This window comes from Paenibacillus pedocola, from assembly GCF_031599675.1.
In the GTDB taxonomy this organism is placed as follows: Bacteria; Bacillota; Bacilli; order Paenibacillales; family Paenibacillaceae; genus Paenibacillus_AQ; species Paenibacillus_AQ pedocola.
In genome coordinates this window covers 5,809,686-5,831,239 of the sequence record NZ_CP134223.1, presented here as the reverse complement: position 1 = coordinate 5,831,239, position 21,554 = coordinate 5,809,686, and the positions used below count along the sequence as shown (strand labels likewise).

Below are 21,554 nucleotides of genomic sequence, written 5' to 3'. Positions count from 1 at the left end.
CAAGTACGGACTGTAAGGAGACCACATGGCTAAACCAAAAACTAAATTTTTTTGTACCGACTGCGGCTACGAATCGCCTAAATGGTTTGGCAAATGCCCGGGCTGCCAGGCATGGAACACCATGGTGGAAGAAACGGAAAGCGTAGTCAAAACACAAGGAATGAATGCACCTATTTTTCAGAGTAAAGAAAAGGCGCAATCGATCATAAATATAGAAAGTGACAAAGAGCCCCGCATCTTGACAGGCATTGGAGAACTTAACCGTGTGCTCGGCGGAGGCATCGTACCAGGATCTCTGGTGCTGGTCGGTGGCGATCCCGGAATCGGCAAATCAACCCTCCTTCTGCAGACCTCGCATGCATTAACGACCCAAGGATTGCGTGTGCTGTATATCTCGGGAGAAGAATCGGTGCGCCAGACCAAGCTACGTGCCGACCGCCTCGGGGCGTTGTCTGCAGAACTGTATGTGCTGTGTGAGACGAACATGGAGAGCATTGAAGAGGCCATTGAGCATATTCAGCCACAGTTCCTCGTGATTGACTCCATTCAGACGGTATTCATGCCGGAAGTGACGAGCGCTCCGGGGAGCGTGACGCAGGTTCGGGAATGTACGACAAGATTTATGCGCATCGCCAAAATCCGCGGTATTGCTACAGTGCTTGTAGGCCATGTTACCAAAGAGGGAGCCATAGCCGGGCCGCGGATGCTGGAACATATGGTGGACTGTGTGCTGTATTTCGAAGGGGAACGTCATCATACTTACCGGCTGCTGCGTGCGGTGAAGAACCGCTTTGGTTCTACCAATGAGATCGGGATCTTCGAGATGGGCGAGATCGGTCTTACGGAAGTGGAGAATCCTTCAGAGCTATTCCTGTCAGAGCGCCCGCTGGGTGTAGCCGGCTCTGCTGTTGTAGCAAGCATGGAGGGAACAAGACCGGTGCTTGTCGAGCTTCAGGCGCTCGTTGCAGCCACTCATTTCCCTTCACCGCGGCGGATGTGCACTGGGATGGATCATCAGCGCATGGCGCTTATTATTGCTGTACTTGAGAAACGGATGGGCATGTTCCTGCAGAATCAGGATGCCTACCTCAATGTTGCCGGTGGTGTGAAGCTGGATGAACCGGCCATCGACCTGGCGGTTGCGGTCAGCATCGCCTCAAGCTTTCGTGATATATCCACAAAACCCTATGATGTCTTCTTTGGCGAGGTTGGACTTACCGGTGAGGTCAGGGGCGTCTCCCGCGCTGAAACGCGGGTCAAGGAGGCGGCAAAGCTTGGCTTCAGAAGGGTAATTATGCCCGAGAAGAGCATGAAAGGCTGGAAGCATCCGCAGGATATCCAGATTATTGGCGTCAGCACCGTAGCAGATGCATTAAAGGTCGCGTTAGATTAGGGGGCATAGGAACATGAAAGAATATAATCAATTAGATAATATGAACGATCTGCTGAGGATGGCGGCGCCGGGCACACCGTTTCGGGAAGGTCTGGAGAATGTGCTCCGCGCGAAGACAGGTGCACTGATCGTAGTAGGTTACAGTCCTGAGGTAATGGAAGTTGTCGACGGCGGCTTTTCCATTAACTGCGATTTTTCGCCCAATTATTTGTATGAGCTGGCGAAGATGGACGGGGCCATTATTTTGAGTGAGGATCTTAAGCGGATTCTGTATGCGAATACCCAACTGATCCCTGACTCATCGATCTCATCGATCGAGACAGGAATCCGCCACCGGACAGCAGAACGGGTTGCCAAGCAAACTGGAAAATTGGTCGTTTCGATTTCCCAGCGGCGGAACATCATTACCTTATACCAAGGCTCAATCCGCTATGCACTCAAAGAGATTGGAGCCATTCTGGCCAAGGCCAACCAGGCGATCCAAACCCTGGAGAAATACAAAGCGGTGCTCACCCAAGGACTGACCAACCTCTCCGCATCCGAATACGAGGGAATTGTAACCGTAGCAGAGGTTGTAGGTGTCATTCAGCGTGTTGAGATGGTGCTGCGGATTAAGATGGAAATCAAACGGTACATCAATGAGCTGGGCAATGAAGGCCGCTTAATCAGCATGCAAATGGAAGAACTGGTCGGAAATACAGAGGAAGAAGCTTGGCTTCTCTACAGAGACTATGCAAGAGAGGAGCAGGAGGACAAAATCCGCGAGATCATCGCCGGACTCAAGCGCACCAGTGACGACGAGCTGATGGACGATAATCATATCGCGCGTCTTTTGGGATATTCTTCGACAGCAATTGCCTCAGAAGAAGTAGTTACTCCGCGCGGCTACCGCCTGCTGAACAAGATTCCGCGGCTGCCTAATGTGATCATCCATAATCTGGTTGAACGCTTCGAAATGCTGCCTAATCTGATGACCGCTAGCATAGCGGAACTGGATGAAGTGGATGGAATCGGCGAGGTTCGGGCACGCAATATTCAGGACGGACTTAAACGGCTGCAGAAACAAGTTCTTATTGACAGACAAATGTAAATATCATACAATCACGTAATATTGATGGCCTTAAGTTTCAAAAGTAAGCAAATAGAGGTGAAGAAATGATACAAAAATCAATTCCGAGTCTTTTTACCATTGGTAACCTGATGCTTGGAATGTTTGGTATCATGATGGCGTTTGACGGCAAGCTTAGCATGGCCGCTATCATGGTGATTATTGCTATGCTTTTAGACGGACTGGATGGCCGGGTTGCGCGTGCGCTTAAATGTGAAAGTGAATTTGGTAAGGAACTGGATTCTTTATCCGATGTGGTATCCTTTGGGGTAGCACCGGCATTGATTATGTATTTGACTAGCCTGCAGGATCTGAATTCTGCGCTTGGCTGGACGGTTACGGCTATTTTCCCGGTATTCGGGGCGCTACGTTTGGCTCGTTTTAATGTCCGTCCGGGAATTCCCGGATATTTTGTCGGATTGCCGATTCCTGCAGCTGGTGGCGTTCTGGCCACGCTGGCTCTTTTTCATAAAGATGTTTCCGCTCCGTTTATGATTATCGCAACACTGCTCTTATCTTATCTGATGGTCAGCACGATGAAATATCCTAACTTCAAAAAGATCGGTCTGCCTAAAAAAGCTGTAATCGGCGCACCGGTAGTCATTGTTGTCGCGGTTGCAGTAGCGGTTATTTTTCCAGAACAGATCGCCAAGATGATCTTTGTGCTGCTTGGGCTATATGCGCTGTACGGCTTTAAGCAGAATATTGACCGGTTGAATGCACGCCGCCGTCACCGCCGCAGAAGACGTTCGGAAGACAAGGTTTATCATTCTAAGAACGGCTAAACTTAGCTGTTATCACCAAAAAGGCTTTGCCCTCACTGAGACCAGTGAACGGCAAAGCCTTTTGCTTTGAACGGATGAAAGAATGGACGGTTACCATCAGGACAGGTTAAATAATCCGAGTGTTGCGCATTTCTGCGACTCCTTTGCCACAACCTCGTCCATATTAATGTCAAGCAGATTGCATAGTGCAGACATATAGAACAGTTCGCGTCCCAATTCAGAAGCAATGACCTCACGGCAGTTCTCGCATAGCTCACCTTCCAGATGAGTGCCTGCCAACTCCTTAGCTTCCTCAAGACCAAGGGCCGGCTCGAATACCTGCTTGGTGGCGTGCAGCTGGATGCATCCGCATTCCGTGATGGCCTTAACGACAGCCCGGTTGACAGAAGCGCTGCTCTGGCCGTTTTTGGACATGACATCCAGAAGACTACGGTGACGGAGCAGCAGCTCGGAGACTTGATCCTGAAAAGCCTGTAAACTTGGTGCACTCATTTTCCATTCACCCCTGGGTTCTTAATTGAGTTCATTATATGCCAGTACCCCCCTGTTTTCAACGGGAATAGGAGTTCTTGGTAACCCTTACATTACCGGTAACTATCGTTATCAGAAAAAATAACGCACTCTGCGATTACCGTCCTAATAATTGGAACATACTGGTGAGGTATAGATCATTTTAGGATGAATAAAAGGAGGTGCGTAAGGTTATGTGGAAAAAGGTGGTTTTGACGCTTGCCGGGTTACTCGGTGCCTGGTCCGGCTTTTCGCTATACCATACGGCAGAAAGAGGATTCCCTGAGGGGATGGGAAAACTGGGAGAAAGCCTGCCTGTGGAAGGAAGCATTTTGTTTACGGTGCTGGGTGCCATTATTTTTTTGTTTGCGGGGACTTTATGCGCGGATTGGGGAGGTTCAAAGCTGCGGGAGGCGGTCTTGTACTGTTCGCGTATACCGATGAATGAAATGGCCGCAGGTGCCGCTGGTCTGACAGGGGGACTGCTGCTGTCCCTGCTGCTTCATCCCGCTATGGATTGGCTTGGTAAAGCCGGAGACCTGCTGCAAGTGGCAGCTACACTGGCACTGGGATATATGGGGCTGCGGATCGGGCTGGAGAAGAAAGATGAGCTGGCTTCACTCTGGGCCACAGGACGCTGGGGGCAGCCGGACGAGCCGGAAGGCCGCGGGCTGGAGGAGCATAAGATACTGGATACCAGCGTCATCATAGACGGGCGGATCGCCGACATCTGCAAAACAGGGTTTATTGAAGGGACGATTGTCATTCCGGAATTCGTGCTTGAAGAGCTGCAGCATATTGCCGATTCTTCCGATCTGCTGAAGCGCAACCGTGGACGGCGCGGGCTGGACATCCTTAACAAGATTCAGAAAGAGCTGGATGTGAAGGTACTTATCTACGAAGGTGATTTCGAGGAAATTTCCGAGGTGGACAGCAAGCTGGTCAAGCTGGCTAAGGTGCTCCGCGGCAAAGTTGTCACCAATGACTTCAACCTTAACAAGGTTTGTGAGCTTCAGGGCGTCTCCGTACTCAATATTAACGATTTGGCTAATGCGGTTAAGCCGGTCGTGCTTCCAGGGGAAGAAATTATCGTGCAGGTGATCAAAGACGGCAAGGAGCATGGCCAAGGGGTGGCATATCTTGATGACGGAACGATGATTGTTGTTGAGGGCGGACGCGAGTACATCGGGACAACGATGGAAGTGCTTGTGACGAGTGTGCTGCAGACTTCAGCAGGCAGAATGATTTTTGCTAAACCGAAACTTCTGGAAAAAGCGCAATAAGACCCTAGAGCCGGTCTCCAAAATGTCTTATGGGTTGGAAATGCCCGCCAAACACGTTATGATGGGGGTATACGTGAAAGACAGGAGCCTAGAAGAATGTCAAACAGTGTAGGCGCCGTGATTGTAGCGGCAGGCAGAGGGACAAGAATGGGAACCGCAGAGAGCAAGCAGTATTTGCTGCTGCAGGACAAGCCGATTATCGTGCATACGCTGGAGGTATTCCAGCGGCATGAGCTTATCTCCGAGGTTGTACTGGTTACCGGTGAAGAGGATATTAACCGCTGCCGGGAATGGGTACAAGCCTACAAGCTGGATAAAGTGAAGGCCGTAGTTCCCGGAGGCTCTGAACGTCAGCATTCCGTGTATAAGGGACTGAAATCGCTGGGAACCGAATGGGTTATGGTGCATGATGGAGTCCGCCCGTTTGTACAGGCCAGTGAAATCAATGCCTGTTATGAGAAGGCCAGAGAGACCGGAGCCTCCGTACTCGCTGTGCCGGTGAAGGATACGATCAAGCAGGTGGACGGCACGGGCAAAGTGCTTTCCACGCCGGATCGGCGAAGTCTGTGGGCGATTCAGACCCCGCAGACTTTTCGTCTGTCTGAGTTGCTGGCAGCCTATGACGCGGCGGAGCGGGACGGGTTCCTGGGTACAGATGACTCCAGCTTGGCGGAGCGCAGCGGCATTCCGGTCTCTGTCGTGGAAGGAAGCTACCGCAATATTAAGCTTACAACTCCGGAGGACCTCGATTTTGCTGAGTTTACAGAAAGAAACAGGGGAGAGGATTAACACATGATAGCTGTAGGACAGGGTTTTGATGTACACCAGCTGGTGGAGGGCAGACCGTGCATTATTGGCGGCGTGACGATTCCTTACGAAAAAGGGTTGCTGGGCCACTCTGATGCTGATGTGCTGCTCCATGCAGTCAGTGACGCGATACTGGGAGCCTTGGGGCTTGGGGATATCGGCAGGCATTTTCCCGATACCGATCCGGCGTTCAAGGATGCAGACAGCCTGAAGCTGCTGGAGCATGTATGGGGTCTTGCCCGCGAACGGGGCTACAAGCTTGGGAATATTGATTCCACGATTATTGCACAGAAGCCAAAGATGGCTCCCTATATCCCGGAGATGACTGAGATTATTGCCCGGGCTTTGGGCGCGGAGGTCACGAAGGTTAATGTAAAAGCAACGACAACCGAGTGGCTCGGCTTTGCCGGACGCGGTGAAGGAATTGCAGCTCAATCTATTGTCTGCCTGCTCCAAGATGTGATATCATCTTGAGATGGCTGTATGTGGCCTAATTTTATCCATTATGAAGCGGAGGGAATACTATGGCGGATCAAGTCCGGGTGCGTTACGCACCGAGCCCTACGGGACATTTACATATCGGAAATGCCAGAACAGCACTGTTTAACTATTTGTTTGCCCGTAATCTGGGCGGGAAATTTATTATCCGGATTGAAGACACCGACGTTAAGCGCAATGTTGCCGGCGGTGAAGAAAGCCAGCTGAAGTATTTGAAATGGCTGGGAATGGACTGGGATGAGAGCATTGATGTCGGCGGAGAATACGGCCCTTACCGCCAGACCGAACGTCTGGATTTGTACCGTGTATACTGGCAGGAGCTGCTCGACCGCGGTCTCGCCTATCGCTGCTACTGTACTGAAGAGGAGCTGGAAGCGGAACGTGAAGAACAGACTGCTCGCGGTGAAACTCCCCGTTATTCCGGCAAACACCGGAATCTGACGGAAGAGCAGCGTCTTGCTTTTGAAGCAGAAGGACGCATTGCCAGCATCCGCTTCCGGGTACCGGAAGACCGGACGTATACCTTTGATGATATTGTTAAAGGCAGTATCTCTTTCAACAGCAAAGAGATGGGTGATTTTGTCATCGTGAAGAAGGACGGAATCCCGACCTATAACTTTGCAGTTGCCGTTGATGATCATTTGATGGAAATCTCCCATGTTTTGCGCGGGGAGGATCATATTTCCAATACACCGCGCCAGCTGATGATTTATGAAGCGCTGAACTGGGAAGCTCCGCTGTTTGGCCATATGACGCTGATTGTCGGCGATGACCATAAGAAGCTGAGCAAGCGTAACGAATCCATTATTCAATTCATCGAGCAGTATGACCAATTGGGCTATCTGCCGGAAGCGCTGTTCAACTATATTTCACTGCTGGGCTGGTCTCCGGAAGGTGAAGAGGAAATATTCAGCAAGGAAGAGCTGATTTCTATCTTTACGGCTGACCGTCTCTCCAAGAGCCCCGCGGTGTTTGATAAGAACAAGCTGGCACATTTAAACAATCACTATATCAAGCATGCGGATCCGCAGCGGATTGCGCGTCTGGCCATTCCTCATCTTCAGCAGGCAGGCAGACTGCCGGCTGAACTGAGCGCTGAGCAGCAGATCTGGGCGGAAAGCCTTGTTGCGCTGTACCAGGAGCAGTTAACTGCGGCTTCGGATATCGTAGCACTGTCTGAGCTGTTCTTCCGGAGCCATTTGGAGCTGGAGACAGAAGCGGCGCAGGTGCTTGCAGAACCCCAGGTTCCGGAGGTGCTGTCTGCATTTTTGGCTAAGGTGGAGAGCACAGAAGACTTCACGGCAAGCAATATGGCTGTGCTGATCAAAGAAGTACAGAAGGAAACAGGCCATAAGGGTAAGGGGCTGTTTATGCCGATTCGTGTCGCCCTGACCGGCCAGACACACGGCCGTGATCTTAACGTGACCATTGCCCTCTTGGGGCGGGGCCTGGTTATCGAACGTCTGAAATCTCAAATTAAAGGGGCTTAAGACACCAAAGGCTGCTGTCTAACCCTTGTCAGTCCATTATCTTTTCGCTAAGATAGAAGAATATTATAATAGCTGTGATCAGGAAAAGTACGCGTATTAAAGGACAATTGCCAGAGAGAATAACCGCGGAGGAAATCTTTCTTCCAGGCTGGGAGTTATTCATTTGTCCGGCGCGGAACATGCGCCTGTGAGCTGTGCGGCTGAGCGCACCCGTCCGGGAGCGTTAGGCCGTGCCGGGACGTTACCGTTATTAACGCCAAGAGGGATGAGCGCAATCGCAGGCCGGAATAGGATTACGGCGATGACGATCATCCAAGCAGAGTGGAACCGCGGTTAAACGCCTCTGCAGCTTTATGCTGCCGAGGCGTTTTTTGTTGGAATTATACTTTATACACGGCATATGTAACTGAAGGAATTAGAAAGTGGGCTGGACAATACCTTCCCTTGGCGCACCTGTTAACAGGAGGCGGGGAAGTGAAGAAGAGGGGAAACGTGATGTTTAAGCATATCAAGTCGGACATCCGGGCTGTATTCGACAACGATCCCGCAGCCCGCAGCAGATTCGAGGTTGTTTTTACCTATGCCGGACTTCACGCGATATGGGCTCACAGAATAGCCCACTCCCTTTACACACGCCGATGGTTTACACTGGCCCGGATCGTCTCCCAGATCAGCAGATTCATGACCGGTGTGGAGATTCATCCCGGCGCCCGGATCGGCAACAGATTGTTTATCGACCACGGGATGGGGATTGTCATCGGCGAAACCTGTGAAATCGGCGATGATGTCATCATCTATCAGGGGGTGACCCTTGGCGGAACCGGGAAGGAAAAAGGCAAACGCCATCCGACTGTAGGCAATAATGTGGTAATAGGTTCGGGTGCCAAAGTACTGGGATCGTTCCGGATCGGCGATAATTCCAATATCGGCTCCAATGCGGTCGTACTGCGTGAAGTTCCGAATAACAGTACAGTGGTCGGCAATCCCGGCCGTGTAGTCAAACGCAACGGGGAACGGGTATCGGACCGGCTGGATCATACCAAAATGCCGGATCCGCTGGTAGATTCCCTGCGCTTTCTGCAGAAAGAGATTGAGGAAATCCGCGAGCAGCTAGGCAATGAAGACAAGCAAAAGGCAGAGCAGCGGCGGCTGGAAAGCCAGCAGTACATCGGCGACTATGAAATTTAAGCTTACCGGTACTCGAAAGAATCCGGGGACAACAGAAAGGATTGGGAACAGCATGTCTTTGCAAATTTACAACACTATGGCACGCGCTAAGGAAGTATTCGTGCCTCAGGAGCCAGGCAAGGTGAAAATGTACGTATGCGGACCAACCGTTTACGGCTATATGCATATCGGCAATGCGAGACCGGTTATCGTATTTGATATGGTCCGCAACTACCTGGAAGCACTCGGCAATGAGGTCAGCTATCTGACAAACTTCACAGATGTGGATGACAAAATGATCCGTAAAGCGGAAGAAATGAACATCACTGTAGCTGAGGTTGCGGAAATGTTCATTGCCGCCTATCAGGAGGATCTGGTCGGGCTTGGCGTAAAGCCGGCCACGATGAATCCGCGGGTTACGGAGAGTATGGATAAGATTATCGAGTTCATCAAGGAACTTGAAGAGAAGGGATATGCCTATGAGAACGGCGGGGATGTGTTTTACCGTACCGGCAAGTTTGCCGATTACGGCAAACTGTCCCGCCAGAATCTGGAGGAGCTGCGCTTCGGCATCCGTGTCGAGGTGGATCCCCGCAAGGAAAACCAGGAGGATTTTGTGCTTTGGAAGGCAGCCAAACCTGGTGAGGTACATTGGGCCAGCCCATGGGGAGAGGGACGTCCTGGCTGGCATATTGAGTGCTCGGCGATGGTCCGCGAATATTTGGGTAAGACTATCGACATCCATGGCGGCGGAGAGGATCTGAAGTTCCCGCACCATGAATGCGAATGTGCTCAGACAGAAGCACTGACAGGCGCGCCGCTGTCGAATTATTGGATGCATAACGCGTTTCTGAATATCGGTGACGAGAAAATGTCGAAATCTCTGGGGAACGGCCTGCTTGTAAAAGATATCCGTGCACGCTTTAAAGCGGGGACTATCCGGTATTTCATGCTCTCCAGCCATTACCGTAATCAGCTGAACTTCACGGAGGAGGCGCTGTTGTCCGCAGAGAAGAGTGCCGAGCGGATCGCGCTTGCAGAGAGCAATGTTAAACATCGGCTTGAGCTTAACCCAGAAGGTGCGGGTGAAGCGGCGAGTAGCGCTGTTGCAGAACGTCTGACGGCGATCTTAGACAATTTCCATGCCAGAATGCAGGATGATTTCAATACACCTGATGCGATTACGGCAGTATTTGACTGGGTCAGCCTTGCCAATCAGACCCTTGCTAAGACTGACGCTTCGTCCGCAGATTTTGCGGCGTTGCTGAATGCCTTTGCGGAGATGAATGCTGTACTGCGCCTGACCCCTGAGCTTGAGGCTGAGGTTGCGAGTGAGGAAGTCGAGCGCCTTATCGCGGAGCGGGCTGAGGCTCGCAAGAATAAAAATTGGAGCCGCTCCGATGAGATCCGCGACGAGTTGAACAGCCTGGGTATCCTTCTGGAAGATACTCCGCAGGGAATGCGGTGGCGGCGGAAATGAGCGGTGACTTCAAAGTAAACGAAGCCTGGTTTCCATATGAGCCATCCAAGCCGGCCCGCCTGCTCTCACCGATTGTGCTGGCATATGCAGGGGATGCTATTTATGAGGTGGCTGTGCGCCAGTATCTGATCTCACTGCCCAATCTCCGGCCGAATCATTTGCACCGTACAGCTACGGGGCTGGTCTCCGCCAAAGCACAGAGTACGATTCTGGCCTACCTTGAGCCTATGCTTACTGACGAGGAGAAGGATATTGCCCGTCAGGGGCGCAATGCCAAATCGGGTACGGTTCCCAAAAATGCGGATGTGCTGGAATACCGCCATGCCACTGCGTTTGAATGTCTGATCGGTCACCTCTATTACACGGGGCAGCAGGCAAGAATCCAAGAACTCGTCCACAGCAGTATTGAGTATATGATGAACCGGCCTAAGTGAGGCCGCGAGCTGATAGAACAGGAGGCATGAACATGGAAGAATTAAAGACAGAAGAGGAAATACTGGCCGGTAAGCATTCGGTGCTTGAAGCACTTCGTGCCGGCCGCACGCTGAACAAGATTTGGATCGCTGAAACTGCTCAGAAGCATTTAACCGCGCCGATTATTGCCGAAGCGCGCAAAGCGGGGATCGTTATCCAGCACGTTGACAAACGGAAGCTCGATCAGCTTGCACCGGGAGTGCAGCATCAGGGGGTAGTTGCACAAGCGGCACCGTTCGCGTATGCCGAGGTTGCAGATATTCTGGCTGCTGCAGAGGCTAAAGGGGAACCTCCGTTTCTTATCCTGTTGGATGAAATTGAAGACCCGCATAATCTGGGTTCTATTCTGCGTACCGCAGACTGCACAGGAGTGCATGGTGTAATTGTACCGAAGCGGCGGTCGGCGCAGATTACGGCTACTGTCTCCAAAACATCAGCAGGTGCAGTCGAATATGTTCCGGTAGCACGGGTCACCAACCTGGGTCAAACGATAGACCGGCTTAAGGAACTTGGTGTTTGGGTAGTAGGAACTGATGTTGCCACCGATCAGAATTTGTACGAATCGGATATTTTCACAGGACCGGTAGCGGTTGTGATCGGCAATGAGAATAAAGGGATCGGCCGGTTAATCCGCGAAAAATGCGACATCTTGCTGAAGCTGCCAATGGCCGGCAAGATTAATTCCTTGAATGCATCCGTCGCCGCCGGGGTAATTATGTATGAGGTGCTGCGCCGCCGGCATCAGCAGGGATAGTTATGGCTGACTGGCGCGATGTGCTGCTTGTGGATGGATACAATATGATCGGCGGCTGGCCGGAACTCGCTGCGCTTTCGCTGACCGGCATGCAGGGCGCTCGCGACCGGCTGCTGGATATGCTGGCCGATTATCAGGCATTCACGGGGCGGCGCGTTATCGCCGTATTCGATGCTTACCGTGTTCCGGGGCTTGGCCGTTCGTTTGTGCAGGGGAAGGTCCAGGTGGTTTTCACCAAGGAAAAAGAAACTGCAGACGAATGCATCGAGCGGCTAGTGGGAGAGTTCAGCCACCGCCGCAGGCAGATATATGTGGCAACAAGCGATTTTGTGGAACAGCATGTAATATTTGCCCAAGGGGCGCTGAGGATTTCCGCGAGAGAGTTGAAGCTTGAAATTGAAGAAAATCAAAAACAGGTTAAAAAAGCGATCGAACCCGAGATCATCAGCTCAAAGCGCCATTCTCTGGAAGAAAAGCTTCCTCCGGAAATGCGCAGACGTCTTGAAGACTGGCGCCGGCAATGAAAAACCTATAAATATTCAAGAGGCATTGGCGAAATGCCATAAAATGCTATTGAAGATTGATTTTGGTCAATAATCGGTTGACGGTATAAGGTAACATAATATATACTGATCCTATATTTTAGCGAAGTAACGATGTGTCTTGCGTTGCAGCCGGGGGGATTCTTGGTGAGTGTCGACCTCAAGGAAATAATGCTGTCCGAGTATGATTTCATAAGTGATGAAGAAATTGTCGAGATCTTCCGTGGTGGCGACAGTGGCGCATTGGAACATTTAATTAACAAGTACCGTAATTTTGTACGCGCTAAGGCCCGTTCTTATTTCCTGATTGGAGCGGACCGGGAAGATATCGTACAGGAAGGCATGATTGGCCTGTACAAGGCGATTCGTGACTTTAAAGGTGACAAGCTGTCTTCCTTCAAAGCGTTTGCAGAGCTCTGCATTACCCGTCAGATTATAACTGCTATTAAGACGGCTACCCGTCAGAAGCATATTCCGCTTAATTCTTATGTATCTTTGGACAAGCCTATCTATGATGAGGACTCGGACCGGACACTGATGGATGTGATCTGCGGTACACAGGTGCTGGATCCCGAAGAACTGATTATCAACCAGGAAGAATTTATCGGACTGGAAGATAAGATGGCGGAGATTCTGAGCGACCTCGAACGCAAGGTTCTGATGCTCTACCTGGATGGAAGATCCTATCAGGAGATTGCAGAAGACTTGAAGCGGCATGTGAAGTCGATTGACAATGCATTGCAGCGTGTTAAACGCAAATTGGAAAGATATCTGGAAGTGCGTGACAATTAATGATATACTACTACTTGAAAGGCTCGGACATCGAGTCTTTTTTTAGTGTTTTGGAAATTTCTGTATCATAATGATCCGGGATTTCAGTCGCTAGTTGGTAAGGACAGGTTTATACACAGTCGGAATGCTCCATAATGATAGGGAAAGACAGCGTGCAACGGGCAAAAGGCAGAACCAAAGACAACGTGCAGCACACGACTACGGAACCCGAAATTACCCGATGTGGATGGGCAAATCTTTCGTTGACACAGACGTTGACATTATGCTAAAGTGTTTTAGGTAGGCCTAAATTCGCGGGTTTTTTTTAGGATCAATATTTGCGTCTTCTAATTTGATAATTAGAAGGACGTCTTCGGGAGGTGCACATCATGCGGGTAATTATCACTTTGGCTTGTACAAGTTGCAAACAAAGAAACTATGCGACAACCAAAAACAAGCGAAATCACCCCGACCGCTTGGAGATGAAGAAATTTTGCAAGTTCTGTAACGAGCAAACTCCTCATCGCGAAACCAGATAGTCTTTGGAGGTGTAGTCGGCGTGAAACGTAGTTTCAAGTCTTTGTTTTCCTTTTTCACTGAGAGCTGGAGTGAACTCAAAAAAGTTCGCTGGCCTAGTCGTAAAGAACTGAAAAACTATACGTTGATCGTTCTTGGCACAATTGTTGTTGTTGCTGTTTACTTCTGGGTTCTGGACATCGGTATTTCCGCTGTGATCGAAAGGATTATTTAGAGAGGTCCCAGGTGGCTTGGTATGGAAAAAAGATGGTATGTTGTTCATACCTATTCCGGGTATGAGAATAAGGTTAAGGCCAATTTGGAAAAACGCGTTGAGTCCATGGGCATGGAAGACAAAATATTCCGTGTTCTTGTTCCTATGGAAGAAGAACTGGTAAACAAGGACGGTAAGAAAAAAACCGTCATGCGTAAAGTTTACCCTGGTTACGTTTTGGTGGAAATGGTTCAGACTGATGATTCATGGTATGTTGTCCGCAATACGCCGGGCGTTACCGGATTTGTCGGTTCGACAGGTTCCGGGTCCAAGCCTACCGCTTTGCTTCCGGAAGAGGTTGAACAAATTCTGAAGCATATGGGCATGGTTGAACCTAAAGCGAAGATTGATTTCGAAATTAAGGAATCCGTACGTATTATGGTTGGTCCCTTTGCGAATTTTGTGGGCTCCGTGGAAGAAATTTTGGCTGATAAGAGCAAGATCAAAGTGCATGTCAACATGTTTGGACGGGAAACCCCGCTGGAGTTGGATTTCACTCAAGTGGAGAAAATATAACAGTCGCAAGGGTTTCTTGTGGGAGAATGCTATAAGCATTCGAATACCACTATTTTTGCAAGGAGGTGTCACTCATGGCTAAAAAAGTTATTAAAATGGTGAAACTGCAGATTCCTGCAGGGAAAGCGAATCCAGCGCCTCCAGTAGGTCCGGCGTTAGGTCAAGCAGGTGTCAACATCATGGCATTCTGTAAGGAATTCAACGCTCGTACAGCTGACCAGGCTGGCCTGATCATCCCGGTTGAAATTACAGTGTTTGAAGACCGTTCCTTTACTTTCATCACTAAAACTCCTCCGGCTGCCGTTCTGCTTCGCATTGCTGCTAAAGTAGAAAAAGGATCCGGTGAACCAAACAAGAAAAAAGTAGCGAAACTCGGCCGCGCAGCGGTTCGTGAAATCGCCGAAACAAAAATGCCCGATCTGAACGCTGCATCTATCGAAGCTGCAATGCGTATGGTTGAAGGTACTGCCCGCAGTATGGGTATCACTATCGAAGACTAATAAGTATTCGATGAAACGGTCATTCATGACCGCAATATGTGGGAGGAATTTCCGCTAACACCACAAAGGAGGAACATTTTCATGGCAAAACATGGTAAGAAATACCAAGAATCTGCTAAGCTGATTAACAGTGAAGCAACTTACGAGCCTTCAGAAGCTGTAGAGCTTGTGAAAAAGGCAGCAACTGCCAAATTCGACGAAACCGTTGAAGCAGCAGTTCGTCTGGGTGTAGACCCGCGTAAACAAGACCAAGCTGTTCGTGGTGTTGTTGTCCTGCCTCACGGCACAGGCAAAACACAACGCGTGCTTGTATTTGCAAAAGGTGAAAAAGCGAAAGAAGCGGAAGCTGCTGGCGCGGATTTTGTAGGCGATCAGGATATGATCAACAAGATCCAACAGGGCTGGTTTGAATTCGACGTCTGCGTAGCTACACCTGATATGATGAGTGAAGTCGGTAAACTCGGCCGTCTGCTCGGTGGTAAAGGCCTTATGCCTAACCCTAAAGCCGGTACAGTTACTTTCGACGTTACCAAGGCTGTGCAAGAAATTAAAGCTGGTAAAATCGAATACCGTCTCGATAAAGCAGGTCAAATTCACGCGCCTATCGGCAAAGTGTCCTTTGCTCCTGAACAATTGAACGAAAACCTTAAAGCCCTCATCGACGCTTTGAACCGTGCGAAACCAGCTGCTGCTAAAGGTGTATACCTTAAAGGCATCGCAATTTCGTCTACTATGGGACCTAGCGCTCGTGTGAACGCAGCTGCGTTCAGATAAATAAAGGTTGACTCTGAGAGTCATCTTTGATATTCTGTAACAGTTGTGAACATTAAGGTGATCATTCTTGAACTTGAATATGCTTACCGTAGACAGTAGGTGCCGCAAGGCTTAATTTCCTACCGAGGTGTTGTGATAGAAATAAGAAGTGCTAGGCGCTTGCCTGAGTAACTTTCCTTTTATCAAGCCTTCGTGAATCTGCGGAGGCTTTTCTAATGCCTGCGTAGGAACGGCGGGGATTTTTCGGAAGAGACGCCGTCACATAAATTTCCAGGAGGTGTATACAATTGGCAAATGCAAAAGTAATCCAAGCTAAACAGGATGCGGTGGATGTTGTTACCGGCAAACTGCAGAACAGTATTTCTACTGTTGTTGCGGACTACCGCGGATTGAACGTTGCCCAAGTGACTGAACTGCGCAAGCAGCTTCGTGAAGCTGGCGTTGATTTTCAAGTCCTGAAGAACACATTGGTTCGCCGCGCAACTGCTGCGGCTGAATTGACTGATCTGGACGCTGTCCTGACTGGTCCTACAGCAATCGCGTTCAGTGAAACTGATGCGGTAGTAGCAGCCAAAATTTTGAACGACTTCGCTAAGAAGAACGACGCTCTGAAACTGAAAGGCGGCGTTGTAGAAGGCAAAGTTATCGATGCGGACCAACTGAAAGCACTGGCTGAACTGCCATCCCGCGATGGTTTGCTCTCCATGCTGCTTAGCGTGCTTCAAGCTCCAATCCGCAACTTCGCGCTTGCAGTTAAGGCTGTTGCTGAGAAGGAAGAACAAAGCGCGTAAGCCTTTGATTCTAGTATCATAATCAATACCACAAAACAATTTAAATATAAAATGGAGGTTCAATCATGAGCAAAGAAACAATTTTGGAAGAAATTAAAGGCATGAGCGTATTGGAACTGAACGACCTGGTTAAAGCAATCGAAGAAGAATTCGGCGTAACTGCAGCAGCTCCAGTAGCAGCTGGCGGCGCAGTAGCAGCAGTAGAAGAAGAACAATCCGAATTCGACGTAATCTTGACAAGCGCTGGCGCTTCCAAGATCAACGTTATCAAGATCGTTCGCGAAATCACAGGCCTGGGCTTGAAAGAAGCTAAAGACCTCGTAGACAACGCTCCAAAAGCAATCAAAGAAAAAGTAAGCAAAGAAGAAGCCGAAGCTACCAAAGCAAAATTGGAAGAAGCAGGCGCAGCTGTAGAAGTGAAGTAATTCGCTTCCATAAAGTAATGCCCCGGAAGGAAGAAGTTCTTTTCGGTTCTAGCAACCCCCTTGAACTTGTTCAAGGGGGTTGCTCTATAAACACACCTTCACTTGAAGCGAAAGGGAGGATACTATGTCGCAGCATTATTACTCGCAGCAGCCCGAAGCGCGTCATGACAGACGGACGATCGATACGGTGCTGAGAGGGAAAAGCCTCCGTTTTACCAGCGACGCCGGTGTTTTTTCAAAAGGGGATATCGATCACGGAAGCCGTGTTCTGATTGAAGCGATGGAAGTTCCGGACGGTTCGGCAGTTCTGGATGTAGGCTGCGGATATGGCCCCATTGGGATCAGCGCGGCGGTTCTTGCTCCTAAAGGACATGTCACAATGATTGATATCAATGCTCGTGCGGTCCAGCTTGCCCGGGAGAACGCCCAGAATAACGGAATTCGTAATGTTACTGTTATGGAAAGTGATGTACTGGCCGCGGTACAGGGGCGGAAGTTCGATGTGATTCTCACCAATCCTCCGATTCGTGCCGGTAAAACCGTAGTGCATCAAATTTTTGAACAGGCGTATGAGCATTTGAATGAGGGCGGGACGCTGTGGATTGTTATTCAGAAGAAGCAGGGCGCACCTTCAGCGGTGGCTAAACTGGAAAGCTTGTTTCCGGTTGTGGAAGAAGTGGGGAAAGACAAAGGATATCGCATTATTCGGGCACACAAAACAATTGAATAGTCGTTGACATGTGCTCCGGATAGTGTTATTATTATAAAATGTCAGTATTAAGATAGGCTCCATGTCTTTAGTTTGCTGAAATGTCAAGTGATATATTGTCGCCGGCAAGCGCAAGCCGTTCGGCAAGTTTGTGCGAATTCCGTTGTCTATGTTACTGTCACGGCGAAGGTCGCCGGGATAATAGGTAATAGCGCATAAACTGTTGCTTGGTGACGTATAATACGTACGTTTTGGGCAAATCTACTGGATAAGGAGTATTTTGGCCATGGATAGATGCGCTCTTTTTTCGAAGATTTCGATAAGGGCTTTTCTTTATTTATGGTCGAATCCTTGTGTTATGGTTCCATTATACGGGTCCAAACAAGGGTTCGCAATCAATTTTTAAGTGAGTAGACATGAGGGGTGAGTAAAGTTGGCAGGACATCTTGTTCAGTATGGTCGACGCACTCGGCGGAGCTATGCGAGAATTAACGAGGTACTCGAGGTCCCGAACCTGATCGAGATCCAACAAAAATCTTACGATTGGTTTTTGGAGGAAGGATTGCGGGAAATGTTCCAGGACATCTCGCCGATCCAGGATTTCACAGGTAATTTGGTGCTTGAGTTCATTGATTACAGCCTGGGTGAACCGAAATATACGGTTGACGACGCTAAAGAGCGGGACGTAACTTATGCGGCTCCTCTGCGGGTGAAGGTACGGCTCATTAATAAGGAGACCGGTGAGGTCAAAGAGCAGGAAGTGTTCATGGGAGATTTCCCGCTGATGACGGAGACCGGCACTTTTATTATCAATGGTGCGGAACGGGTTATTGTCAGCCAGTTGGTTCGCTCTCCAAGCGTCTATTTCAGCACGAAAGTGGATAAGAACGGCAAAAAAACCTACACCGCCACAGTAATTCCGAACCGCGGAGCCTGGCTGGAGCTTGAGACGGATGCTAAGGATATCATGTATGTCCGTATCGACCGTACACGTAAAATTCCGGTTACCGTGCTTTTGCGTGCTCTTGGTTTCGGTAGTGATGCCGAAATTCTGGAACTGCTTGGTAATGATGAATATATTCGCAATACGCTGGATAAAGACAACACGGACTCTACGGAAAAAGCGCTTATCGAAATTTACGAGCGTTTGCGTCCGGGTGAACCTCCTACCCTTGACAATGCCAAGAGCCTTTTGGTTGCACGCTTCTTTGATCCGAAGCGCTATGACTTGGCCAACGTTGGCCGTTACAAAATCAACAAAAAACTGCACATCAAGAATCGTCTGTTCAATCAGCGACTGGCTCAGCCATTGGTTGATGAATCCACAGGAGAAATCCTGGCGGAATCCGGTCAAATGGTTGACCGCCGTCTGCTTGATGAGCTGATCCCTTACTTCGAAAAGAATGTTGCTGCTAAGAACTACCGCGTAACAGGCGGAGTTATGGACAGCGAAGACATCCCGCTGCAGACTATCGACGTCTTCTCGCCGATTGAAGAAGGACGGGTTATCAAGCTGATTGCCAACGGCAACATCGACAAGTCGGTCAAGCATATTACTCAGGCTGATATTATCTCCTCAATCAGCTACTTTATTAATTTGCTGCACGGTATCGGCAACACCGATGATATCGACCACTTGGGTAACCGCCGCCTGCGTTCGGTAGGTGAGCTGCTGCAGAACCAATTCCGTATTGGTTTGTCCCGTATGGAGCGCGTAGTGCGCGAGAGAATGTCGATTCAGGATGCCAACGCGATTACGCCGCAGGCACTGATTAACATACGTCCCGTTATCGCCTCCATCAAAGAGTTCTTCGGCAGTTCGCAGCTGTCCCAGTTTATGGACCAGACGAACCCGCTTGCTGAACTTACGCACAAACGCCGTCTATCGGCACTCGGACCCGGCGGTCTGACCCGTGAACGCGCAGGCTTTGAAGTCCGCGACGTACATCACAGTCACTATGGCCGTATGTGTCCAATCGAAACACCGGAAGGTCCGAACATCGGTTTGATCAACTCCTTGTCCACCTTTGCCCGCATCAATGAGTATGGCTTTATCGAAGCTCCATACCGTTGGGTGGATCCAAAGACCGGTAAGGTTACTGAACAGATTGATTATCTGACCGCGGATGAAGAAGATAACTATGTAGTTGCCCAGGCGAATGTACTGATCGATGAAGATGGTTCTTTCAAGGAAGAACAGGTTATCGTTCGTTACAATAAGGACTCGGACAACATTACTACAATGCCTAGTAATCGTGTTGACTACATGGACGTTTCGCCAAAACAGGTTGTATCGGTCGCTACGGCGCTTATTCCGTTCCTTGAGAACGATGACTCCAACCGCGCACTGATGGGATCGAACATGCAGCGTCAGGCCGTTCCGCTCCTGATTCCGAAGGCTCCGCTTGTCGGCACAGGCATGGAACATAAATCCGCTAAGGATTCCGGCGTATGTATTGTTTCCAAGTATGACGGCATTATCGAACGTTCGTCGGCCAATGAAATTTGGCTGCGCCGTGTTGAAGCTGTCGAAGGCAAGGAAGTTAAAGGCGATATCGTTAAATATAAATTACACAAATTTATGCGTTCGAACCAAGGTACCTGTATTAACCAACGTCCGCTGGCAAAAAGAGGGGACATTGTTAAGAAAGGTGACATCCTGGCAGACGGTCCTTCCACAGAAATGGGCGAATTGGCTCTAGGCCGCAACGTAGTCGTTGCGTTCATGACGTGGGAAGGTTACAACTACGAGGATGCCATCCTGCTGAGTGAGAAGCTGGTTAAGGAAGATGTATACACTTCGATTCACATCGAGGAATACGAATCCGAAGCCCGCGACACGAAGCTGGGACCTGAAGAGATCACGCGTGATATTCCGAATGTGGGCGAAGAAGCTCTGCGCAATCTTGATGAGCGCGGCATCATCCGCATTGGTGCGGAAATCAACGCCGGCGACATTCTGGTTGGTAAAGTTACTCCGAAGGGCGTAACGGAACTGACTGCTGAAGAGCGCCTGCTGCATGCAATCTTTGGCGAGAAGGCCCGTGAAGTACGCGACACCTCACTGCGCGTTCCACATGGTAGTGATGGTATTATCGTTGACGTTAAGGTATTCACCCGTGAGAACGGCGATGAGCTGCCTCCTGGCGTGAATCAGCTGGTTCGTGTCTATATCGCTCAGAAACGTAAGATCTCTGAGGGGGATAAGATGGCCGGACGTCACGGTAACAAGGGTGTCGTTGCCCGTATCCTGCCAGAAGAAGATATGCCGTTCCTTCCGGACGGTACTCCGGTACAGGTTGTCCTGAACCCGCTGGGCGTACCATCGCGTATGAACATCGGCCAGGTGCTGGAGGTTCATATTGGTATGGCGGCACTGCAGCTCGGTATTCACGTAGCTACTCCGGTATTCGATGGAGCCCGTGAGAACGACGTGTTTGACACAATGGAAGAAGCCGGCATGCAGCGTAATGGTAAGACCGTGCTCTATGATGGCCGTACAGGCGAACGCTTCGAGCGTGAAGTTACTGTCGGTGTCATGCACATGATCAAACTGGCGCACATGGTTGACGATAAGATTCATGCCCGCTCCACAGGACCTTACTCACTCGTTACGCAACAGCCACTCGGCGGTAAAGCCCAGTTCGGCGGACAGCGCTTCGGGGAGATGGAAGTATGGGCGCTTGAAGCTTACGGTGCTGCATATACACTGCAAGAGATTTTGACTGTGAAGTCCGATGATGTGGTCGGCCGTGTGAAAACATACGAATCCATTGTCAAAGGCGAAAATGTTCCAGAACCGGGTGTTCCGGAATCGTTCAAGGTACTCATCAAGGAACTGCAGTCGCTTGGTATGGATGTCAAAATCCTCAGCGGCGACGAGCAGGAGATCGAGATGAAGGAATTGGATGATGAAGACGAGACGTCAGGCGACAAGCTGAGCCTCAATTTGGAAGGCGCGGAAGTCGGAATCGAGTAGTTGGTAGG

24 protein-coding genes and 1 other annotated feature are annotated in these 21,554 nt (G+C 49.9%); of the genes, 23 read left to right on the top strand and 1 reads right to left on the bottom strand.

What is annotated here, in order from left to right; all coding sequences use genetic code 11:
• Positions 1–25: 25 nt before the first annotated feature.
• From radA to pssA, 3 genes are all read left to right on the top strand, one after another.
• Positions 26–1,393, top strand: a complete 1,368-nt coding sequence (gene radA / locus QU597_RS26010) for a DNA repair protein RadA (RefSeq protein ID WP_054943948.1) — start codon at positions 26–28, stop codon at positions 1,391–1,393.
• A 13-nt stretch (positions 1,394–1,406) separates the two neighbouring features.
• Positions 1,407–2,483 (top strand): DNA integrity scanning diadenylate cyclase DisA, encoded by a 1,077-nt coding sequence (gene disA / locus QU597_RS26005; protein ID WP_236337416.1) that lies wholly within the window; start codon positions 1,407–1,409, stop codon positions 2,481–2,483.
• Between the two features lie 65 nt (positions 2,484–2,548).
• Complete coding sequence (pssA, locus tag QU597_RS26000) at positions 2,549–3,286, top strand: CDP-diacylglycerol--serine O-phosphatidyltransferase (RefSeq protein WP_054943950.1); 738 nt, start codon at positions 2,549–2,551, stop codon at positions 3,284–3,286.
• 96 nt (positions 3,287–3,382) lie between these two features.
• Here the strand turns inward: pssA and QU597_RS25995 are convergent, their stop codons facing one another.
• Positions 3,383–3,778, bottom strand: a complete 396-nt coding sequence (locus QU597_RS25995) for a nucleoside triphosphate pyrophosphohydrolase family protein (RefSeq protein WP_054943951.1) — start codon at positions 3,776–3,778, stop codon at positions 3,383–3,385.
• Between the two features lie 212 nt (positions 3,779–3,990).
• Here QU597_RS25995 and QU597_RS25990 point away from each other — a divergent pair, with 212 nt between their 5' ends.
• The 20 genes from QU597_RS25990 to rpoB all read left to right on the top strand — a co-directional run bounded on the left by QU597_RS25990 (position 3,991) and on the right by rpoB (position 21,546).
• On the top strand, positions 3,991–5,079 hold the full coding sequence (locus tag QU597_RS25990) for a PIN/TRAM domain-containing protein (RefSeq protein ID WP_310830402.1): 1,089 nt from the start codon (positions 3,991–3,993) through the stop codon (positions 5,077–5,079).
• Between the two features lie 96 nt (positions 5,080–5,175).
• On the top strand, positions 5,176–5,868 hold the full coding sequence (gene ispD / locus QU597_RS25985) for a 2-C-methyl-D-erythritol 4-phosphate cytidylyltransferase (protein ID WP_310830401.1): 693 nt from the start codon (positions 5,176–5,178) through the stop codon (positions 5,866–5,868).
• Between the two features lie 3 nt (positions 5,869–5,871).
• A complete protein-coding gene (gene ispF / locus QU597_RS25980; RefSeq protein WP_310830400.1) occupies positions 5,872–6,360 on the top strand; it encodes a 2-C-methyl-D-erythritol 2,4-cyclodiphosphate synthase in 489 nt (162 codons plus the stop codon).
• 50 nt (positions 6,361–6,410) lie between these two features.
• Positions 6,411–7,874 (top strand): glutamate--tRNA ligase, encoded by a 1,464-nt coding sequence (gene gltX, locus QU597_RS25975; protein WP_310830399.1) that lies wholly within the window; start codon positions 6,411–6,413, stop codon positions 7,872–7,874.
• 163 nt (positions 7,875–8,037) lie between these two features.
• A complete protein-coding gene (locus tag QU597_RS25970) occupies positions 8,038–8,211 on the top strand; it encodes a hypothetical protein (protein WP_310830398.1) in 174 nt (57 codons plus the stop codon).
• A gap of 158 nt (positions 8,212–8,369) precedes the next feature.
• A complete protein-coding gene (cysE, locus tag QU597_RS25965) occupies positions 8,370–9,062 on the top strand; it encodes a serine O-acetyltransferase (RefSeq protein ID WP_054943998.1) in 693 nt (230 codons plus the stop codon).
• Between the two features lie 52 nt (positions 9,063–9,114).
• Complete coding sequence (cysS, locus tag QU597_RS25960; RefSeq protein WP_310830397.1) at positions 9,115–10,521, top strand: cysteine--tRNA ligase; 1,407 nt, start codon at positions 9,115–9,117, stop codon at positions 10,519–10,521.
• A complete protein-coding gene (locus tag QU597_RS25955; RefSeq protein ID WP_310830396.1) occupies positions 10,518–10,955 on the top strand; it encodes a Mini-ribonuclease 3 in 438 nt (145 codons plus the stop codon). Before cysS ends, QU597_RS25955 begins: the two co-directional genes overlap by 4 nt.
• 32 nt (positions 10,956–10,987) lie before the next feature.
• Positions 10,988–11,749, top strand: a complete 762-nt coding sequence (gene rlmB, locus QU597_RS25950) for a 23S rRNA (guanosine(2251)-2'-O)-methyltransferase RlmB (RefSeq protein WP_054943957.1) — start codon at positions 10,988–10,990, stop codon at positions 11,747–11,749.
• A 2-nt stretch (positions 11,750–11,751) separates the two neighbouring features.
• Complete coding sequence (locus tag QU597_RS25945) at positions 11,752–12,273, top strand: NYN domain-containing protein (protein ID WP_206102170.1); 522 nt, start codon at positions 11,752–11,754, stop codon at positions 12,271–12,273.
• Positions 12,274–12,438: 165 nt separating this feature from the next.
• The gene (gene sigH / locus QU597_RS25940; protein ID WP_019908203.1) at positions 12,439–13,083 is read left to right on the top strand and encodes an RNA polymerase sporulation sigma factor SigH; all 645 of its coding nucleotides are present in this window, start codon (positions 12,439–12,441) and stop codon (positions 13,081–13,083) included.
• Between the two features lie 368 nt (positions 13,084–13,451).
• Positions 13,452–13,601, top strand: coding sequence for a 50S ribosomal protein L33 (gene rpmG / locus QU597_RS25935; RefSeq protein ID WP_074086515.1), 150 nt, complete (start codon positions 13,452–13,454; stop codon positions 13,599–13,601).
• Positions 13,602–13,621: 20 nt separating this feature from the next.
• The gene (gene secE, locus QU597_RS25930; RefSeq protein WP_236337409.1) at positions 13,622–13,813 is read left to right on the top strand and encodes a preprotein translocase subunit SecE; all 192 of its coding nucleotides are present in this window, start codon (positions 13,622–13,624) and stop codon (positions 13,811–13,813) included.
• Between the two features lie 21 nt (positions 13,814–13,834).
• Positions 13,835–14,368 (top strand): transcription termination/antitermination protein NusG, encoded by a 534-nt coding sequence (gene nusG, locus QU597_RS25925; RefSeq protein ID WP_020427084.1) that lies wholly within the window; start codon positions 13,835–13,837, stop codon positions 14,366–14,368.
• Between the two features lie 74 nt (positions 14,369–14,442).
• Positions 14,443–14,868 (top strand): 50S ribosomal protein L11, encoded by a 426-nt coding sequence (gene rplK, locus QU597_RS25920; RefSeq protein WP_020427083.1) that lies wholly within the window; start codon positions 14,443–14,445, stop codon positions 14,866–14,868.
• 81 nt (positions 14,869–14,949) lie between these two features.
• On the top strand, positions 14,950–15,642 hold the full coding sequence (gene rplA / locus QU597_RS25915) for a 50S ribosomal protein L1 (protein WP_054943960.1): 693 nt from the start codon (positions 14,950–14,952) through the stop codon (positions 15,640–15,642).
• A 68-nt stretch (positions 15,643–15,710) separates the two neighbouring features.
• Positions 15,711–15,865 (top strand) — a sequence feature (ribosomal protein L10 leader region).
• A 64-nt stretch (positions 15,866–15,929) separates the two neighbouring features.
• Entirely contained in the window at positions 15,930–16,433 is a 504-nt protein-coding gene (rplJ, locus tag QU597_RS25910) for a 50S ribosomal protein L10 (RefSeq protein WP_310830395.1), read from the top strand.
• Positions 16,434–16,498: 65 nt separating this feature from the next.
• On the top strand, positions 16,499–16,858 hold the full coding sequence (gene rplL, locus QU597_RS25905) for a 50S ribosomal protein L7/L12 (RefSeq protein ID WP_054943962.1): 360 nt from the start codon (positions 16,499–16,501) through the stop codon (positions 16,856–16,858).
• Between the two features lie 124 nt (positions 16,859–16,982).
• Positions 16,983–17,588 (top strand): class I SAM-dependent methyltransferase, encoded by a 606-nt coding sequence (locus QU597_RS25900; protein WP_310830394.1) that lies wholly within the window; start codon positions 16,983–16,985, stop codon positions 17,586–17,588.
• A 412-nt stretch (positions 17,589–18,000) separates the two neighbouring features.
• Entirely contained in the window at positions 18,001–21,546 is a 3,546-nt protein-coding gene (gene rpoB, locus QU597_RS25895; RefSeq protein WP_054943964.1) for a DNA-directed RNA polymerase subunit beta, read from the top strand.
• Positions 21,547–21,554: the final 8 nt, after the last annotated feature.

Excerpts from the sequence above, each read along its gene's own strand:
- QU597_RS25900 (WP_310830394.1), top strand. The coding sequence starts at position 16,983 with ATGTCGCAGCATTATTACTCGCAGCAGCCCGAAGCGCGTCATGACAGA.
- radA (WP_054943948.1), top strand. The coding sequence starts at position 26 with ATGGCTAAACCAAAAACTAAATTTTTTTGTACCGACTGCGGCTACGAA.
- pssA (WP_054943950.1), top strand. The coding sequence starts at position 2,549 with ATGATACAAAAATCAATTCCGAGTCTTTTTACCATTGGTAACCTGATG.
- gltX (WP_310830399.1), top strand. The coding sequence starts at position 6,411 with ATGGCGGATCAAGTCCGGGTGCGTTACGCACCGAGCCCTACGGGACAT.
- QU597_RS25995 (WP_054943951.1), bottom strand. The coding sequence starts at position 3,778 with ATGAGTGCACCAAGTTTACAGGCTTTTCAGGATCAAGTCTCCGAGCTG.
- QU597_RS25945 (WP_206102170.1), top strand. The coding sequence starts at position 11,752 with ATGGCTGACTGGCGCGATGTGCTGCTTGTGGATGGATACAATATGATC.
- QU597_RS25955 (WP_310830396.1), top strand. The coding sequence starts at position 10,518 with ATGAGCGGTGACTTCAAAGTAAACGAAGCCTGGTTTCCATATGAGCCA.
- rlmB (WP_054943957.1), top strand. The coding sequence starts at position 10,988 with ATGGAAGAATTAAAGACAGAAGAGGAAATACTGGCCGGTAAGCATTCG.
- QU597_RS25990 (WP_310830402.1), top strand. The coding sequence starts at position 3,991 with ATGTGGAAAAAGGTGGTTTTGACGCTTGCCGGGTTACTCGGTGCCTGG.
- nusG (WP_020427084.1), top strand. The coding sequence starts at position 13,835 with ATGGAAAAAAGATGGTATGTTGTTCATACCTATTCCGGGTATGAGAAT.
- rplK (WP_020427083.1), top strand. The coding sequence starts at position 14,443 with ATGGCTAAAAAAGTTATTAAAATGGTGAAACTGCAGATTCCTGCAGGG.
- ispF (WP_310830400.1), top strand. The coding sequence starts at position 5,872 with ATGATAGCTGTAGGACAGGGTTTTGATGTACACCAGCTGGTGGAGGGC.
- rplA (WP_054943960.1), top strand. The coding sequence starts at position 14,950 with ATGGCAAAACATGGTAAGAAATACCAAGAATCTGCTAAGCTGATTAAC.
- disA (WP_236337416.1), top strand. The coding sequence starts at position 1,407 with ATGAAAGAATATAATCAATTAGATAATATGAACGATCTGCTGAGGATG.
- cysS (WP_310830397.1), top strand. The coding sequence starts at position 9,115 with ATGTCTTTGCAAATTTACAACACTATGGCACGCGCTAAGGAAGTATTC.
- rplL (WP_054943962.1), top strand. The coding sequence starts at position 16,499 with ATGAGCAAAGAAACAATTTTGGAAGAAATTAAAGGCATGAGCGTATTG.
- ispD (WP_310830401.1), top strand. The coding sequence starts at position 5,176 with ATGTCAAACAGTGTAGGCGCCGTGATTGTAGCGGCAGGCAGAGGGACA.
- cysE (WP_054943998.1), top strand. The coding sequence starts at position 8,370 with ATGTTTAAGCATATCAAGTCGGACATCCGGGCTGTATTCGACAACGAT.
- rpmG (WP_074086515.1), top strand. The coding sequence starts at position 13,452 with ATGCGGGTAATTATCACTTTGGCTTGTACAAGTTGCAAACAAAGAAAC.